The following is an 18,563-nucleotide window of genomic DNA, read 5'->3' on the forward strand; positions in this document are numbered from 1 at the left end:
GCTTTTCGGAAAATTTGATAAAATAAAGAGTCTTTTTATTTCGGTCATGGGGGATACAGTATGAAAGTGTTTGTAGATTTGAAGTGGTTTTTCATCCGAGAAAGAAAATCTTATTTAATTGGGATCATCATCCTTTTGTTTGTGGCATTTCTTCAGTTGATTCCTCCAAAGATTGTTGGGATTGTCGTCGACGGTATCAAGAGCAATCAACTTACATCAGGACAGCTTTGGAAATGGATGCTCATTCTCATTGCCACCGCTCTTTCGATGTACGGACTCAGGTTCGTTTGGAGGATCATGATCTTTGGTTCGGCCATTAAGTTATCCCGCTTGCTGAGGAACCGGTTGTACCACCATTTTACAAAGATGTCTCCGTCCTTTTATCAAAAGAGAAGGGTAGGGGATCTAATGGCTCATGCGACGAATGATTTGCAGGCGATTCAGCAAACGGCGGGTTCCGGAGTATTGACGTTGGTTGACTCTCTTGCAACCGGAGGTTTTGTCATCGTTGCCATGGCGTTTACGATCAGTTGGAAGCTTACATTGATTGCCTTGATTCCGATGCCGTTCATGGCACTGTTGACGAATTACTATGGCACTCTGCTCCATAAACGATTCCACAAGGCCCAGGAAGCCTTCTCTGCATTGAATGATAAGACGCAGGAAAGCGTTTCTGGAATTAAGGTAATCAAGACGTTTGGGCAGGAAAAGGAGGATATTGAGGCGTTTACAGAACAATCAAGGGATGTTGTGGATAAGAACGTTGCGGTTGCGAGAGTTGACTCCTTATTCGATCCGACCATTTCCATCATAGTCGGTCTCTCTTTTTTCCTATCCATCGTCTTTGGTTCCAGGATGGTTGTGAATGGAGAATTGACAATCGGTGAGTTGATTTCTTTCACCGCATACCTTGGTTTGCTGATTTGGCCGATGCTAGCTTTTGGCTGGCTCTTCAACATCGTGGAAAGAGGCAGGGCCTCCTACGACAGGGTATCGGATTTGTTAAAGGAAGAAGTCGAGATTGGGGATATGGGCAATGAGCTGAAAGAGCTTCCGTCAGGGGACATTGAGTATAAGATCGAATCTTTCCGTTATCCTGGCGAGGATAAGAAAGCCCTGGACAGTATTCACTTCACAATTAGTAAAGGCAGTACAATAGGCTTGGTCGGAAAAACAGGATCGGGAAAAACCACGGTCTTACGTCTCCTATTGAGGGAATTCGATGGATATGAAGGAGAAATTCTAATTGGTTCACGGTCAATTGAAGAATATAAGCTTTCGTCGTTACGACAATCAATTGGATACGTCCCACAAGATCATTTCTTATTCTCTTCTACTATTTATGAAAATATAGCCTTCACGGATCCTTTGATTTCAAGTAGCAGGGTGGAGGATGCTGCAAAGGCTGCCCACATCCATGATGATATCAGGGAATTCACCGATGGATATGATACAGTCGTTGGGGAAAGGGGTGTTTCATTATCCGGTGGGCAGAAGCAAAGAATTTCAATTGCAAGGGCCCTCCTTATGGACCCCGAAGTGCTGCTCCTTGACGATTCTTTGTCTGCCGTGGATGCCAAGACGGAAGAAGCAATCCTATCGTCCTTAAAGGAAAATAGAGCAGGTAAAACGACCATCATCACTGCACACAGATTAAGTGCCATTCAACATGCCGATCTTATTGTTGTATTGGATGAAGGGAACATAATTGAAAGAGGGACTCACTCTGATTTAATGAGTATGAAAGGGAAATACAGGGAGATGTATGTAAGGCAGCAGTTAGAGGATCTTGTGGAGAGAGGGGGAGATGAGGAATGGAAAACACCTCAATGACAAAAAACGGGCAGCGTGACATTTTCTTTCGGTTGATGAGATACACGAAGCCTCATAAAAAGAAAATACTCACTGCTTTCCTCCTGTTATTGGTCACGACAATCGGTGATGTTCTCGGACCGATCATCATTAAAGTATTCATTGATGATTATCTGACACCGAGGATATTTCCATACGGGCCGCTTGTAGCCTTGGCTTCGGCATATATATGCATTCAGATAGGGAATGTATTGATCTCTTATTTCCAGCTATTGAAATTTCAGGAGATTGCTTTGATGATCATTCAACAGCTGAGGGTGGAAGTGTTCACGAAGGTGCAGAGCCTAGGGATGAGATACTTCGATAGAACCCCTGCCGGCAGTATCGTTTCACGGGTCACAAATGACACGGAAGCAATAAAGGATATGTTTGTAAGTGTCATGGTCTCCTTTATTCAAGGAGCATTTCTACTAACGGGTATTTTTATTGCGATGTTTATTTTGAATCCAGTCCTTGCGCTATTCTGTTTAGCTATACTACCCCTTATTTTTTATATCATGGTACTTTACAGGAAGTATAGTTCGGTCTTCTATCAGGATATGAGGGAAAGGTTAAGCCAGCTAAACGCGAAATTGAGTGAATCACTACAAGGGATGTCGATCATCCAAGCGTTCCGGCAAGAAAAACGATTGCGGGAAGAATTTGGAGAAATCAATGAGAAGCATTACGCAGCTGGCCTGAAGAATATTAAAGTGGATGGGTTATTATTGAGGCCTGCAATAGACCTCATCTACGTAGCGGCGCTCATCATGGTCCTTAGTTATTTTGGTGTAACATCCTTCAGTGAGCCCATTGAAATTGGGGTCCTATATGCTTTTGTTAATTATCTTGACAGATTCTTTGAGCCAGTCAACCAAATCATGATGCGACTTTCAATGTTTCAGCAGGCAATCGTCGCTTCTTCCAGAGTGTTTTCATTGTTGGATGAGGAAGACATTTGCCCATCACAATCTGGAGTTGATGAAAGCCAAAGTGAGATCAAGGATGGGCAAATCACCTTCAAGGATGTTTCTTTCTCCTATGATGGACAGAAAGAAGTGCTGAAGAATATATCATTCACAGCCAATCCTGGTGAGACAGTGGCGCTTGTAGGCCATACCGGCAGTGGTAAGAGCTCGATCATCAATTTGCTGATGAGATTTTATGAGTTCTCCAAAGGAGAGATCCTCCTTGACGGGAAGTCCATAAAATCCTATCCGATCAGTGAGCTGAGAGAGAAGATGGGATTGGTGCTTCAGGATCCTTTCCTTTTTTATGGTACGATCGAGGATAATATTAAGCTCCATAACGAGAATTTGACGATGGAAAACGTTATGGAAGCCGCAAAGTTCGTTCAGGCAAATGGTTTTATTGAACAACTAGAGGATGGTTATTCAAGTAAAGTGGTAGAAAGGGGAGCCACGTTATCAAGCGGGCAGCGACAGTTGATCGCATTTGCAAGGACCATCGCGACAGAACCTAAAATCCTCATACTTGATGAAGCAACGGCGAATATCGATACAGAGACGGAAGAATTGATCCAGGAAGCGCTATTCAAGATGAGGAAAGGGAGGACCACCATTGCCATCGCCCATCGATTATCCACCATTCAGGATGCAGATCTCATCCTTGTCCTTCATAAAGGCGAAGTAGTTGAGAGAGGGACACATCAAGAGCTGATCACTCAAAAAGGAATCTATCATAAAATGTTTTTATTGCAAAATGGCCTTGTTGAAGGTGTGGAAGAAGAAGTTTCAAAGGGTATATCATGAAATAAAGAAAAGCAGGCCAGATTGGTCTGCTTTTTTATTTGCTTTTTATTTATTCCGGAAGATCAGTCTATTTCAACTGACTTGAGTGGAATATTTATTTTTGTAGTTTGTATGATAACGATTCAATAATAAATCCAGTTCTTGACTGTATTGAATGGCTTTTGGTGAGGAGAGCCCATTTTTAGCTACTATATCAATTAATTGAGCACGTTTTTTTTCAATACGTTCCAGAAGCTCTTGTTTAGACACGGCTGTTTCCTTTCTTTTGTAGTTCCTTACATCAGGAATACAAAACTAGTAATAACTGTAACTTTTTATTAGTATAACGAAAAAAGGATGATTTTTCAAAGCTAAAATTACTTTTTAAAGTGTTTGAAACACGTTTGGAAAGAGGTGAAGTGATTTGTAATTGAATGGTCACAAATCGTTCACAGAATAGATTCTCATAGTATGGGCGATTGTTTGTTAGAATAGAATTATATTATTAAAAACAGGAGTTGTGACTATGGCAGATATCAACCTATTCCTGGCTTTCGGTGCGGGGTTTTTAAGTTTCATTTCCCCTTGCTGTCTGCCTCTATACCCTGCATTCCTTTCCTATATCACAGGGATGAGTGTCAGTGAACTAAAAACGGACAATGCGATGCTGCAAAAAAGGAGCCTTCTACATACCATATTCTTTCTATTGGGCTTTTCAGTCATATTCATTGCAATCGGCTTCGGCACCTCCTTTGTAGGTGAATTCTTCCTCGATTATAAGGATTTGATCAGACAGCTTGGTGCCATTTTCATCGTTGTTTTCGGATTGGTCGTCATCGGTGTGTTTACACCTGAGATGCTTATGAAAGAACGCCGTATTGAATTTAAGAACCGTCCATCCGGATACCTTGGATCGGTATTGATCGGTATGGCATTTGCAGCGGGATGGACACCATGTACCGGCCCCATCCTTGCCTCTGTGCTTGCTTTAGCGGCAACGAATCCAGGATCCGGTGTATTATACATGACAGCGTATGTACTAGGATTCGCGATTCCATTTTTCATTCTTTCTTTCTTCATCGGAAGAATGCAATGGGTTAAAAAGAACAGTGCAAAAATCGTCAAAATTGGCGGATACATCATGATTGCAGTCGGTATTATGCTTTTCTTCGATTGGATGACTGTCATCCTATCCTATTTCACTTCCATATTCGGAGGATTCCAAGGTTTTTAGAGATATAGGCTTCTACCTACTTTTGGGGATGATTTTTTTAATGACTTATTCGATTTGAAGCTTCTCAAAGAAATCTTTTTTTTCGGAAAATAAGATGGAATCATTTGAAACTGTTTGAAGATTAATGATATAGTAAGAAATAGATAGGACTAAAGTATGAGAAATTAGAAACAGCGGAAGCGGTAATAAGGAGGAACCACCTATGGCAACAATACTAGTAGTGGATGATGCCAAGTTTATGAGAATAACACTGGGAAACATGCTAACAACAAGCGGCCACACTGTGATAGGTGAAGCAGAAAATGGCGCAGAAGCTGTTGAAAAATATGCGGAACTTCAACCTGATCTGGTTACCATGGACATAACGATGCCTGAGATGAACGGAATTGAAGCGGTAAAGAGAATCCTGGAGGAAGACCCTAAAGCCAAAGTCATCATGTGTTCAGCAATGGGACAGCAAAAAATCGTCGTTGAAGCTATTGAAAACGGGGCGAAAGACTTTATCGTAAAACCGTTCGATGACGTAAGGGTAGAAGATGCGATTAAACGAGTGTTAGGTTCTTAAAGGGAGATGGGGGCTGAGAGATTCTCAGCCTCCTTATTGTTGTTTTCGTTTTCACGCAAAATAAGCTATACTATAGATATACAAGAAGAAAGATAAGGATGATCGTTTATGATGATTGCTTCTTCCATCATAGCAATATGTATGGGATTTTTTGTTTTATTTATCCGGATGAAGGCTCAGAAAAAGCCGGTAAGCGCGAAAAAGATCATTTTGCCGCCGATCTTCATGAGTACAGGCGCCCTAATGTTTCTATTTCCCATCTTTCGAGTGACGCTAGGGGAACTGCTGGAAGCCCTCACTGTCGGGATGTTATTTTCGTTATTACTGATCAAGACATCTAAATTCGAAATAAGGGACAATGATATTTATTTAAAACGCTCCAAAGCGTTTGCATTTATCCTGATCGGTCTCCTACTCATCAGGATCGTGGCCAAGTCCATACTCAGTACGACGATTGACTACGGTGCACTTAGCGGGATGTTTTGGATCCTTGCCTTCGGTATGATTGTACCTTGGCGCATTGCAATGTACGTCCAATATCGAAAGCTTTATCAGGAAAATCAAGATCTGACTACAAACTCCATATAAAAAAAGAAAAGGTAAACGAGTGACCTCGTTTACCTTTTCTTTGTCTTCTTCCACTTTACAAAGAGGAAGAGGGCAGTCAATGTAAAGATGAAATAAAGAATGAATGGTATCACCAAAATGGAACCCATGTACTTCCGTCCTTTTATGTGGAATTAGAATAAATGTTCAAAAGGTGCTACATCAATTTGCATTTCATCCAGTTTCTTGCGGAGGAACTTATGATCACGCTTCGGCGTCGCCATGATATACCCTTTAATCACTAGTTCCTGTGAAATACTGGGAGCCTTCTCGTTAAGTGCCAATTCTCCGATTTTGCCTGCTATTTTATGCTTTGCCACATCCCTGAACAATTCAGGAACCGGACTCACCAACTCGTTAAGCATCTTCTTTTCATTGTCGTCCCAGAGATGTATTGTCTTATTGACATAGTAATCTTCCCAGTCCATATCGGACTTTCCATCTTCTTTAGGAAACCTCTTCAAAAATTTCCTGAACATAAAGAAGCCGCCAATGGCAAAGGAAGCCACCAAAAATACAACCCAAAATAGGATGAAATACAAAAACCAGCCTTCAAGCTGCATACTCTCACCTCATTTATTTAAGCGCTTATGTGGAACGCTGTCTATCAGATTCGTCGAAAATCAGTCGCCCCGTTATCCAATCTTTCAACAGCGTCAAAGAATCCAAGAATATGTATCGTCTTTCATTATAGACAACGATGAAGGCTGTGACAAGATTTTCAATAGAAATCTAAAAAGACATCTATACTGTACTGAATACGAAATGATATACTAATATATAACAAATATCGTGAAAATTTTATCTTTTTCGAAAGATGATGCCGGTCAGGAAGGATGGGGAATTCAAGTGGCAAAGTATAAAGGAAGAATCTTGTTTGTAACAGCTGGGATTCTATTAATGATTGTTTGGGATTTTATCTATCATTTTGTTCTTGATTACTCCTTCACATGGCAAGTGGATTTGCTGTTTTCAGCACTGATCTTGTTTATGGGGTATTACACAGGCAAGAATTATGATGATAGCAACGAAGCAGTCAAAGCACTCAGCAAGAGTGAGGAACAGGTCAAAAATCTGAATGAAGAATTGCAGCTTGTCCTGCAAAATATTTCAGAAGTGGTATTCCATACAGATTCGAAGGGTGAGTTTCAATTCCTTAACCATTCGTGGGAAGAATTCACGGGATATAAGCTGAAGGAAAGCTTACATAAAAATGCTCTGCACTTCATTTCCCTCCATGAACGGCATGAGTTTCTAAGAGTGCTGAGAAGGAGCATCAGTCAAAGGATTGAGAAAGCGAAAATGGACTTTTCCTTTCAGATGAGGAATGGTCAGTTCCGATGGGGAGAAGTGAATATTAAACTGAACTACGATGAAAATGGGAAACTCGCTGGTACGGTCGGGACGATATCAGATATCACTGAAAGAGTACATAACGAAGAAGAGCTTCTGGAGATGAACGAAACGCTCGCCATTGAATCACAGAAATTATCAGTAGCAGGTCAATTGGCAGCCGGCATCGCTCATGAAGTGAGAAATCCCCTTACCTCAATCAATGGTTTCCTACAGCTCTTAAGAGATGATGCAGACGAAAAGACGAAAGAGTATCTTGAAATCGTATTTTCTGAAATTAAGAGAATCGAGCTGGTACTAAGCGAATTACTCATCCTTGCCAAACCTCAATCGGTTACCTATAAACGCATCAATATCGTTGAAACACTCGATCATGTAGCCAAGCTGCTTAACACAAACGCCATTCTTTATAATATCGAAATTCAAACATCCTTCGAGCAGGAAGAGCTGTACATAAGAGGGGATGAAAATCAACTTAAACAGGTGTTCATCAACCTCGTCAAGAATGCCATCGAAGCAATGCCGCATGGAGGCAACATCTTGATCAAAGCTGAATTAACGGATTTCAACAAAGTAGAACTCATCTTCAAGGACGAAGGGGTCGGCATGGAAAAGCACATTCTCGATAAATTGGGTGAACCATTCTTTACGACGAAAACGAAAGGGACAGGACTCGGCTTTACAATCTGTTTGCGCATCCTTCGAGATCATTCAGCGGATATTAATGTTCAAAGTGAGCAAGGAGAAGGGACGACATTCTCAATCAAGTTCGATGCCGCTCAGCAGCAAGAGAGGAAAAAAAGAGAGCCATTATATAGCTTATAAATTCTAGCAAAGCTTCAGGGGAGTGATGACCTGGAGTTTTTTTGTGGAGAGAAAAGTGGATTTGGCGGGACTGCCTGGGAATCGAACCCAGCGGAGACGGCACGCGCCTCCCAAGAGGTTATTGAGGGAAGTGTCTTATATTAAATCTTCTAATAAACTTTAAAATAAGAGGAATGAATGTTATGTTGTTATACACATAATTGTTAAATTTTAGAAATTAAGTATAAAAATTGAAAAAATATTAGAGGAGATTTTATGGTAAGACAATCTCATTTACAGCTATTCTTTTAAGGTTGCAACTTAAAGTATTCATTTATCTTGTTTCATAAAAATTTACAGCTGATAAAAATACTACAAAAAATCCTAGAACTTATGCCATTTTATCTTTCTCTATTGCTAATTTCAATTAATGTGCCTTTTCATGCTTTTTTTCATATTCTCAATTTAAATTTGAATTTAATTTCCTTATATGATTATTTATAAGAACTAAGCCATAAATAGGGTTGATCTTATGAACTTTTCCCATACTTCCTATAGTATATAATAGAAGTTTGAGAAAATTGGATTATCGTTTTGTTCCTATAATTTAAAGGGCGGGATAGAGAGTTATGGGATAACGTCCTTGGGAGTTATGTCATGTTAGGTAGACATAACTTTACTTAGTGTAACCAAATTATGAATAGATAATACATACTATTTTAACAGATATATTTTAAATCATAGCTTGTGTTTTTTAACTTTATTCCTAAACTCGATTTCATGCCTTTTGCTACTTGACCATATCTCCCTATCACTGACTCCCTTAATGTTCTGCCTTCCTATTTTAATCTTGACTAAATAGTAAATGTATATTTTTCCATTATTTACATTTACAGAATTGTATATTTGGTTTCACGTTTGTTTTAATTAGCGTAAATATTGCCGATATAATGTTAAGCAAATGGATTCAAAAAACTGGAACTTGCTTTAGGAAAGTATTTTGCTGGCATGTAATATAACCTTCAGTTTAAAAAGGTTTCTATATAAAATTATAACTTCAGTGGCTGTCTAAGTTATTAACAGAGATAAAAATTACCAAAAACTTAACAAAAAATAGGCTAAAACTACTATAATGATATATATGCAGCAAAACTAAACATGGTTTTGTAGAAATTTAATAAAGGGTGTTTTTAATGAACCTAAATCAAGGGATTGAACTTGCTAAAAAGAATAGGTACCAAGAAGCTCTCCCATATTTCCAAAAGGCTTATAAAACTGAACTTGAAACATTTAATGAATGGGCTTGGTATTTTTATTGCAAGACCTTAGCTAAGCAAGATCAATTAGAAGATGCTATTAAAGTAAATAGTTTTCTTATTAAAAAATTTCCTGATTTTGAGCCTAATATCAATTTATATGGTTGGAATTTAAATAAACATATAATAAAGAAAGCAGATAATGAAGAACAATTAATATCAACCGCTAATTTTATAGTCAATATTACAAAACAAGAACGATATTCTGCTTTTGAAAAAACAGTATTTGATGTACTAAAATTTCTGAAAAATAGACCATCTCCAGATTTTAATAAAATTTTATTTTGGACTGAAAAACTAAATCCCAAAATGTTATCTAAGGAAGTTTTCTCATTTACAGACAACCATGGAAAAAAAAGGGAGCTAGCATCTCCCTTGGAGTCTTGGTATCAACACCGGATAAAAGCACTTTTTGAAACTGAGCAGTATGAGAACTGTGTTCAATTAGTTCAAGAGGCTTTGTCTTCAGTAAGCTCTTTTCATTATAATAATGACATTTGGTTCCGCATTAAAGAAGCAGTTTCAATTAGTAAACTTGGAAATACTGACAGTGCAATTAAACGACTGCTTTTGATTAGCCGTGAAAAACAACATTGGACAGTTTATCAAGAGCTCTTCCATTTATACAAGCAAAAGGGTGAGTTCGAAAAAGCTTTGGAAATGGGCTCATATTCCTTATTAGAAAGAAGTGGGGAATTTAAGCATAAAATAAAGCTTTTATTGCATATGGGTACTATCCTGGAGGAAAATAGCAAGCCCAAAGAGGCATTATTACACTATTGTTTTGTTTCTAAGATTAGAGCTGAGAATAATTGGCCTGTAAATCAACGTATTACTGACCGGGTTGAATTGCTCCAGGAAAAGGAGAGTATTCCTCAAGACATTAAGCATGAACTTATTAGGTTTTGGAAGCAGACTAAACTTAAGTCGATCCCTAAGGGAACAGGAATTGTAAAGAGTTTAATTGCAAGCGGAAAAGCTGGGTTTATTACCTCTACTGATGGAGAAGATTTGTTTTTCCGAGTAAGTAATGTCAAACAGCGAGATATCAAGGTTGAAAATAAAGTAAGCTTTCATATTATTAATTCTTTTGATCAAAAGAAGCAAAGAGAGTCGAAGGAAGCAGTTGAAATTATCATAATTAAACAAAACTAATAAGTAAGGAGGGATTGTATGGCTTTTGAAGGGATCATTCTTGATTTAGATCAAACCTTAATAGAAACTTCAGGTTTGAAAAAATGGAGAGACGAGCAAGCTTGGGATCAATGTTTTGAAAATTTTCATTTAACTAGAGTATACCCCTATGTACAAGCTTTTTTTCAATCCCTATCAGATAAAAAAATAGGTATTGTTACAAACTCTCCTCTTTCTTATGCAAGTAGGCTACTAGAATATCATCAAATTGCTTATGATCATATAGTTGCTTATCAGAAATACGGAAGGAATAAACCGTATCCTGACCAATTGTTAAGCTGTGCCCAAGAGCTGAGCATTAAACCAGAACGATGTATGTACATAGGCGATGATATTTGTGATGTGGTATCAGCAAAAGTTGCTGGTTACCACTCAGTTGCCTTTTGTGTAGACAATCAACACGTTGAAGAACTTGTTCCATATATGCCTGAGGTAATTATCTCTGACTACCTTCAGCTTAGTAGGTATATACATAATTATGATGATATTTCTCTTCATAAAAAAAAGGATGTTAACTATGAACAAGCGCTTGAAGCAAAGAAGAAGAACAATGGTCAAAAGTATTTAGGTTTATTGAGAGAAGCAAGTGAACTAGGGAATGGAAAAGCACAATATAAATTGTCTAAATTACTTAAAAAGAATCCATTATTTGTGGAGGGGGATAAAGATGCTGACTTTTACCTCTGGGAGTCAGCAAAGATGATGACCCCTGAAGCAATTTATGAGATTGGCTTTCAATATAAAACAAACGGGGAAACAGAGAAAGCAGAAAAATTTTTTCGAACTGCAGCTAACTTAGAATTACCACATGCTCAATTTCACTTTGGTCAAACAATTCTAACTAAGGGTCTACAACTTTCAAAGATTAATATATCAAAACGTTGGATGGAAAAATCAGTGGTAAATGGTTTGTCAAAGGGTAGAGACTTATTAGAAAAAGTAAATCAGATTAGTAATTTTGAAGCAGAATTGTGTAATCATATGCTATTTGACCGTAAAAGTGAAATTTTTTATCTGGATTCTTACATCCCCGAGAAAAGGAAAGATGATTTTTTTTCATTAAATATTATTAAAGTCAAAAACAAAGAAGAATCTGGAATAAAATATTTCTTAGAAAGATTTGAAAACATCTTAATTGATGGTATCGCAATTTGCTTTGTTCCTTCTTCGGATAAAGATAATATCTATACAGGGATTCGAAGGATCGCTCAGGGTTTAATAAGTAATGAAGCAATTGATGCGATTGATAGTCTTTTTAGATATCAATCAAAGGAAAAAAGTTCTCAAGGTGGCAACAGGAGTATTGAAGCACACTTAAATACTATGATTGTTCGGAATGAATCTAAGATAAAGGGGAACCACATTCTACTTTTAGATGATATAACAACTACCGGAAGTGCTTTAAACGCAACTGAGCAACTTCTATTAAAAGCAGGTGCATTACATGTAACAAAGCTTGCTTTAGGGAAAACCAAATAATGGGAGGGTGAGCAATATGAATCCTATATGGATTGCTCTTACGTATGTAAAAGGTTTGGGAACTAAAAGAATTAAAAAAATATATTTAAAATTTCCGACTTTAACCATCTCAGACTTTAAAGGAGATACTCTTGAGGAAATAAAAAAAGTAGTTCGTAACAAAAAGGTTAGTGAAAGCTTATCCGATATTGAAATGATGAAAGAGTATGTATATCAAGCTAAGAAGTCAATTCAATTACACGAAGAAAATAATATTAAAATAGTTACGATTGTGGATAGTAATTATCCAAAATTACTAAAAAAAATCGATGATTCTCCAATTGTATTATATTGCAAAGGTAATGTAGAGCTACTAAATTCAACTAAAAGTATTGCCGTAGTGGGAACAAGGACTCCAACAGACACAGGGAAGAAAATGGCCAGAAGGATATCCAAAATTTTTTCCGAAAGAGGTTACACCATTATAAGTGGCTTAGCATTAGGTATTGATACTGAAGCTCATGTGGGAACACTAGAAGTTGAGGGGAAGACTATTGCTGTTTTAGCAAATGGGCTAGACACAATTGCACCTAAAGAAAATAAAAAGTTAGCTGATGAGATCTTAAGAAATGATGGGTTATTAATATCTGAATATCCTATGAGGAAAAAAACCTTTCGAGCAGCTTTTGTTCAGCGAGATAGAATCCAAAGTGGATTATCTATAGCAGTTTGTCCTGTTCAAACGGATATTGAAGGCGGTACTCAACATACAATAAATTTTGCATTAAAGCAAAACCGTTTGCTCTTTTGTCCTACTCCCCTGGAAGAGGTTCCCGCAACGAGAGGAATTGTTAAGCTGTTAAGTGAAGGTGCCTTACAAATTAACAACAGCCACGATATACCTTTAATTGAAAAATCAATTGCAAAGCGTTTGCAGGAACTGATTGGTTCAGAAGAAGCAGAAATAAAAGAAGATTTACAAATAGGGTTATTTGATTAAGTAGTACTACTAGGTGGTTATTTATGATTAGTTTAAAGGAACAATTATTTGAAAATGCTGACGATTTATACTCTGCCATAAAAGGCGAACTTAACAAACATAACATTGATATTGAATCTAAGGTAGACCATAACTACCATTTTATTATTGAGATTGCGACAAGAGGCATCAGGATAGGACGTATAAGCGTCTACTATAATAAAGTGTTCAAGTGTACTTCTGCACGTCTGATTCATCCAGTAGAACCTCAACACTATGAAATTTTGTCGACCATCCTTCCAATCAAAAAGAAGAATGTAATAGAGTACGATCCTTATATAGAATATTTAGAGAATAACTATCAAATAAAGATTTTAAAAATTCTTGATGGAGAAAAACATTCAAGTTATGAAGTTAAAATAGACAATAAAGAAGTATGGGTTAAAATCATAAAAAATGTAGATTCCGATTTAGAATGTCAGTATTTAAAAGGTGATTTTAATTTGTTTGATTATGTTCAGTATCTTTTTGAAGGTGAACTTAGTTTTCTTTCAAGGCCAAAGACTCTTACTCAATAGTAAAACTAACTAAAGAATCTTACCTAGTTAACTATTGTTTTATATCAAAATAAGCGAGTATTGAAAGTTGGGAAAACATGAGGGTTTTAGCGCTGGAAAAATTTTATAAATCTGTCCCTAAGGATAAAGAAATTCAAGTAAATGAGCGAGTTATGGCGCTACTAAGCGAACTTAAGGATAATAATCATAACTTTAAGTTAGTCTCAAAAGGTTATGGTTCAAAAAAAGTAGAATCACTAAAAGAGGTAATATATAAATTTACTGTAGGTAGAAGTGATCGTATTTTATATACATATGGTAGTAAACTGCCTTTTATTGGTGAAAATTATCATGATAGTATTGTTTTATTGGAGTATTGTGAACACGATTCACAAATAAGAACAGCTAAAGGTCGTAACTTTAGAAAACAAAAAGTAAGGGAATACACTGACAAGTCTAATTCAGTGGAGGACAAAGTTAAAGAAGATATAAAAAGCCTCTCAATTGAAGATTCCATTGTTAAAATCTTTAATGTGGATCAGTTAACAGATGTTTTTGGAGAGGAAGGGTATTTTTATCATTTAAATGAAGAACAACAACAAATTGTTAAACTGAAAGAAAAAGGTGAATTTGTATTTGGATCTGCAGGAAGTGGAAAAACAACGATTGGTGTTTACAAGCTTGTAGAGTTCCTACAAACTGTAAAAAATTCAGACGTTAAAATTTGTTATTTTACATTCTCTAAAAATTTAAAGGATAGAACAGAACGCCTTTTTGAAAAACTTGCTCTTGAATTATATGGTTTGGCACGGGAAGAATTTAAAAATAAAGTTGATTTTTTCACTGTAGAAGAATACTTAGAGAAAATGTCTGGTAATAGCGCTAAAATAATAACTTATGAGAAATTTAGTGAATGGTACAATGAATATAGTCCAGTACAGAATTTTGAAGCTAGTTCACTATGGAAGGAACGTCGAGGGATCTTGCAAGGGATGATAGGAACCAACTGGCAATATGAACTGAACCTTCCGACAGTTGATTTTGATGAAGAGCTCTTAGAGGAATTACAAAATCAAAAGTACATCAAACTAGATAATAAGAAAAAAAGTTTTCAACTTGATAAAGAATTAAATGCCGTTTGCGAATACTTAAGTAAACATAAGGAACAAAGTCAATCCTTTAGACAACAAGTCATTAATCAATATAACCAAGTAATAAGTAAAAATAGAATGCTTAGTGACCAGGAGTATATTAAACTAAATGAACATTATAGTTTATTTTCTAAAGAAGACAGAGAAAAGGTAGCTAAACATTTTAAAAAATTTGATCGCTATGTTCAGCAGCTTCGTAAAGAGAACTTTATTGAAGAAGGAGAGCTAGTGAGAAATCTGCTTCCAGGGAGTAAGCCACAGTACGATTATATGATTATTGATGAAGTGCAAGATTTAACAGAGTTACAGGTATATTTTTTATGTCAATTGTTGATTTCTAAGAAAAATGTATATGTCTGTGGTGATTTTAATCAGACTATTAACCCCACGTTCTTTAAAATTGGAAGAATTCAAAGTATCTTTGGGTTTCTTGGAGGATTGACAAGTTTTGAACAAAAAATACTCACAAATAATTACCGTTCCAGCAAAAATATTGTGGAATTTGCAAATGCAGTAGCGGAACTCCGAGGAAATTCGTTTACTTCCAAGTTAGATTACGAATATACAGAAGATGCTGTACGCAGTAATACTAAAAAGCCATATTTGTATATAGGTGAACAAGAGGATTTATTTTCTTATATAAAGGACAAAAGTTATGTATCTATTGTAGTTGGGAGCGCAATGGCAAAAAAGGAACTTAAGAAAAAGTATCCTAAATTGGCATCCAGTATTTTAACGGTTTCTGAAATAAAGGGTATAGAGAAAAAATATATAATCACTTATAATATTTTGTCAGATTACAAGCAACAGTGGGATGAGATATTTGAGAAAGTGAAAGGGAATAAAAAATTAAATTCAGAAATGTATCGCTTTTATTTTAATATTCTCTATGTGGGGATAACCCGTGCTAGAGATGTATTAGGTATGATAGAAGATAATATTTCAGATAGTGTTATAAACTGGTTAATGGATAAGGTAGATGTCGTATCTAAATTTGACATTAATCAATTGTCTCTTCAAAAAGAATCCTCTTATGATGAGTTCTTCGCAAATGCGAGGGAACTTGAGGATGATAATTTGTATACGAACGCTATAGAAGCCTATAGAGATTTACTAATTAAAGAAGATGAGTCACTTAGAACATTAGCAGAGAAAGGGATTAAACGCTGTGAGATAAAAATGGAGTTTCTTAGTAATAAAGACTATAACTTATGTGGAGAACGACTTTTAAAACTTAATGAGTATGATGAAGCAATATCTTATTTAAAGCTCGGTACAGATGCTAAAGCGCTTCTCACTGCTATTCTAATGTCGAATGAATATGAGCGTTATAACATTTATGAGGAAATGATGCGTCTAAAAACTAATCCTCTAAAGGTGTTATTGGCGATAAAAAATGAGGATTTAACGAAGAGATATATTAATAATGAAATAAAACCTTTTTCTCATAGTATGAAAGAAGTTGTACATAAGTCAACAAAAGCAAAAAACTTATTAGTTGCATTAAATAGTTAAGAGGAGAGAATAATAACATGGTAACAGCTGCAGAATCAAAAACATTAAATCAGTTAATAAAGTCATTTGATGAAGCTTCCACACACTCAAAAGAGCTAGAAAAAGTGATAACAAACTTTACAGATATGACAGATGATTTCCGAGATGTGCTTTACTTAGTAGATGAAAAAATATCTGCTTCAGAAATTGCTAATTTGTCACAAAAAGCTATAGAACAGTTAAAGGAAATTAAAGCCTATAATGAATTTGAAATCTTAAAAAACCTAGAGTCAGTCGTTTCAAAAGAAATAACCGAACATATTAAGGTTATGGAAAAGAATTTAGTGGATGCACAAAAGAACAGTAATGCAAAAATTGATAATCAAATGAAAAAGTTAACAAGTTCACTTAACAAATCAATAAAAGAAGCAGGCAATTCAAATGAGGCGGCCCAAAAGCAAAATGAGCTTTTAGAGATTCTCCAAAGAGTAGAGAAACAAACCAAAAACATACATTTAGGTGGGCACTATCCCGCACCTCCACAAAACAATGATGAATTTATAAGATTACGAAAGCTTGTAAGTACTTTAGGAGGCAAAATTAAAAAGATTGAAGAAGAATATGAAGAAAGAATATCTTTACTGGAAAATGAGATAGAATTATTAAAGTCTCAGAATGAAAAACCAATAGATATAAATGACGATGACTTACCTTTTTAAATGAAGTTGTCTCTTTTAGTTATTAGTATAAAAATAATAAGTATGTAGGAGCCAAGGTTAGGGGTCCTACATACTGTTCTAATTAATCTTGAAGTTACATAAAGGTATAAGTTGGAAGACTTAGGTTCCTTAGTCTATATAATATTCATATCCAATTTCAACTAAGAAGTATGTACCAAATTCATCATCATGGCCTAATCTTGGGAGTATCTCATATCGTGCCCCATCAAGTATCTCTTCCAAAACAAAGTGAGCACTTCTATAGGGTTGATCAGCTGAGAATCCTCTTGAAGATAGATAAACAACCTCATCATCTGTAAGTAAGCTATCATCTATTTCTATTAGTATTCTTAGTTCAGGATATTCGTCCTCCCCCTTCACAGTTACAGGAAGTTCTCTCCCAATAATATCTTTAATTAATTTTTTTGCAACAGACTCTACTTGTTTAAAAGGCACATAAAGTGAAATATAAGCTGGTTCAAGGTCTTTTAAATTTAACACACTTATCTCCTCCTGAGTATTAATATAAAATAAGGCTAGATTTATCTATAATAGTTAGTATAAGGAATTAAAGGTATCCCTCAATTTACTATGCCGTAAATCCTTCCTCGTTTTCTAGCTAACAATATTCCCAAAATATTATCAGTCCATATGTATTATCCAGTTAGGTCAGAGAACTCACAGGAGGTATGCTAATCGGGATAATGTGCTTTCCCACTCACTTTTATGCGCTGTAGGTACTTTTGACGCTGAAGGCGACTTTCAGGAACAGCACGGCTCCTGCTACAATTTTTACACCGGCAATACAGATTGCAGCAATGATAATAGCAAGCTTGGATACCTTTGCTCCACAGTAGATGGTTATTAGCTGGAAGTAGGTTTTTTTATTGATTTGCTTATTTATATACCTTTTTGTCAGGGAAGAAGCAATAAGGGCTATTGACCATGCAGACAGAGTAGGAAGGTAGTCCCTCACTGAATGGTCTTTAAGGAGCTGGTCCACGACCTGTTCAACATCCGATGTCAATTCTTTATTGCTTATTCCGGATGAAGCGGTGCCCATTTTTCCTGCAAGTTCTTCTGTCAGTATGACCTGATCTCTTCCCACTTCTTCAATTGCGCTGTTGGCATAGGCCTCTGAGTCTGTAGCTTTCATTTGGAAAATATCGGAATTACCGACCTGGTCATAAACGACAATATCATAATCTTCATGATTCGTATCTTCGAATATAAAAGCTTGGAGGGCATCCCCGTCTTCATTTTCCGTTTCGACATAATAGACTTCATGAGCAATTCCTTTAATGTTTGAAATCAGTCCAGGTATCTGTTCTTCTTCGAGGGACTGGACATATGTATGCAATTCATTGATATCAGCTTCTTGCAGTTCGTTGCTACTCCGCTTCAAGGCTTCAATTATATAGCCGTGTTCTTCTATATCAATTTGTGATCCTTGTGAGTGGAAGTGACCAAGGACTGTGGCAATTCCAATTTCATCCCAATTCTTCTTAATGATTCTTATAATTTTTTCCAT

16 protein-coding genes are annotated in these 18,563 nt (G+C 36.3%); 12 read left to right on the plus strand and 4 right to left on the minus strand.

The window, feature by feature from the left end; all coding sequences use genetic code 11:
• The first annotated feature begins 60 nt into the window (after positions 1-60).
• Entirely contained in the window at positions 61-1,833 is a 1,773-nt protein-coding gene (locus LCM10_RS01445) for an ABC transporter transmembrane domain-containing protein (RefSeq protein WP_224874049.1), read from the plus strand.
• Positions 1,815-3,623 carry an ABC transporter ATP-binding protein gene (locus tag LCM10_RS01450; protein ID WP_224874050.1) on the plus strand — a complete coding sequence of 603 codons (1,809 nt, stop codon included), beginning with the start codon at positions 1,815-1,817 and terminating at the stop codon, positions 3,621-3,623. Before LCM10_RS01445 ends, LCM10_RS01450 begins: the two co-directional genes overlap by 19 nt.
• A 72-nt stretch (positions 3,624-3,695) precedes the next feature.
• Here LCM10_RS01450 and LCM10_RS01455 read toward each other — a convergent pair whose 3' ends face one another.
• Positions 3,696-3,872: a Spo0E family sporulation regulatory protein-aspartic acid phosphatase gene (locus tag LCM10_RS01455; protein WP_224874051.1), complete on the minus strand. Its 177-nt coding sequence runs from the start codon at positions 3,870-3,872 to the stop codon at positions 3,696-3,698.
• 256 nt (positions 3,873-4,128) lie between these two features.
• On the opposite strand from LCM10_RS01455, the gene LCM10_RS01460 reads away from it, so the two are divergent.
• From LCM10_RS01460 to LCM10_RS01470, 3 genes are all read left to right on the plus strand, one after another.
• Complete coding sequence (locus LCM10_RS01460; protein WP_224874052.1) at positions 4,129-4,836, plus strand: cytochrome c biogenesis CcdA family protein; 708 nt, start codon at positions 4,129-4,131, stop codon at positions 4,834-4,836.
• A 202-nt stretch (positions 4,837-5,038) separates the two neighbouring features.
• The gene (locus LCM10_RS01465; RefSeq protein ID WP_224874053.1) at positions 5,039-5,401 is read left to right on the plus strand and encodes a response regulator; all 363 of its coding nucleotides are present in this window, start codon (positions 5,039-5,041) and stop codon (positions 5,399-5,401) included.
• Positions 5,402-5,509: 108 nt separating this feature from the next.
• Complete coding sequence (locus tag LCM10_RS01470; RefSeq protein WP_224874054.1) at positions 5,510-5,989, plus strand: CcdC family protein; 480 nt, start codon at positions 5,510-5,512, stop codon at positions 5,987-5,989.
• A gap of 152 nt (positions 5,990-6,141) precedes the next feature.
• On the opposite strand, the gene LCM10_RS01475 is transcribed toward LCM10_RS01470, so the two are convergent.
• Positions 6,142-6,570, minus strand: a complete 429-nt coding sequence (locus LCM10_RS01475) for a DUF2621 domain-containing protein (protein WP_224874055.1) — start codon at positions 6,568-6,570, stop codon at positions 6,142-6,144.
• A 286-nt stretch (positions 6,571-6,856) separates the two neighbouring features.
• Between LCM10_RS01475 and LCM10_RS01480 the strand changes: the two genes are divergently transcribed.
• The 7 genes from LCM10_RS01480 (at position 6,857) to LCM10_RS01510 (ending at position 17,032) form a co-directional block, all read left to right on the plus strand.
• Positions 6,857-8,185 (plus strand): ATP-binding protein, encoded by a 1,329-nt coding sequence (locus tag LCM10_RS01480; protein ID WP_224874056.1) that lies wholly within the window; start codon positions 6,857-6,859, stop codon positions 8,183-8,185.
• Between the two features lie 1,172 nt (positions 8,186-9,357).
• Positions 9,358-10,635: a cold shock domain-containing protein gene (locus LCM10_RS01485; protein ID WP_224874057.1), complete on the plus strand. Its 1,278-nt coding sequence runs from the start codon at positions 9,358-9,360 to the stop codon at positions 10,633-10,635.
• Between the two features lie 18 nt (positions 10,636-10,653).
• On the plus strand, positions 10,654-12,153 hold the full coding sequence (locus LCM10_RS01490) for an HAD-IA family hydrolase (RefSeq protein ID WP_224874058.1): 1,500 nt from the start codon (positions 10,654-10,656) through the stop codon (positions 12,151-12,153).
• Positions 12,154-12,169: 16 nt separating this feature from the next.
• Positions 12,170-13,132: a DNA-processing protein DprA gene (dprA, locus tag LCM10_RS01495; protein WP_224874059.1), complete on the plus strand. Its 963-nt coding sequence runs from the start codon at positions 12,170-12,172 to the stop codon at positions 13,130-13,132.
• A 23-nt stretch (positions 13,133-13,155) separates the two neighbouring features.
• Positions 13,156-13,689 (plus strand): hypothetical protein, encoded by a 534-nt coding sequence (locus LCM10_RS01500; RefSeq protein WP_224874060.1) that lies wholly within the window; start codon positions 13,156-13,158, stop codon positions 13,687-13,689.
• A 77-nt stretch (positions 13,690-13,766) separates the two neighbouring features.
• Entirely contained in the window at positions 13,767-16,334 is a 2,568-nt protein-coding gene (locus LCM10_RS01505; RefSeq protein WP_224874061.1) for a UvrD-helicase domain-containing protein, read from the plus strand.
• A gap of 17 nt (positions 16,335-16,351) precedes the next feature.
• Positions 16,352-17,032 carry a hypothetical protein gene (locus LCM10_RS01510; RefSeq protein ID WP_224874062.1) on the plus strand — a complete coding sequence of 227 codons (681 nt, stop codon included), beginning with the start codon at positions 16,352-16,354 and terminating at the stop codon, positions 17,030-17,032.
• 129 nt (positions 17,033-17,161) lie between these two features.
• On the opposite strand, the gene LCM10_RS01515 is transcribed toward LCM10_RS01510, so the two are convergent.
• Entirely contained in the window at positions 17,162-17,533 is a 372-nt protein-coding gene (locus tag LCM10_RS01515; protein ID WP_224874063.1) for a hypothetical protein, read from the minus strand.
• Positions 17,534-17,756: 223 nt separating this feature from the next.
• Positions 17,757-18,563, minus strand: a complete 807-nt coding sequence (locus LCM10_RS01520) for a hypothetical protein (RefSeq protein WP_224874064.1) — start codon at positions 18,561-18,563, stop codon at positions 17,757-17,759.

Origin of the sequence: Rossellomorea aquimaris (assembly GCF_020171925.1) — a bacterium.
In the GTDB taxonomy this organism is placed as follows: domain Bacteria; phylum Bacillota; class Bacilli; order Bacillales; family Bacillaceae_B; genus Rossellomorea; species Rossellomorea aquimaris_F.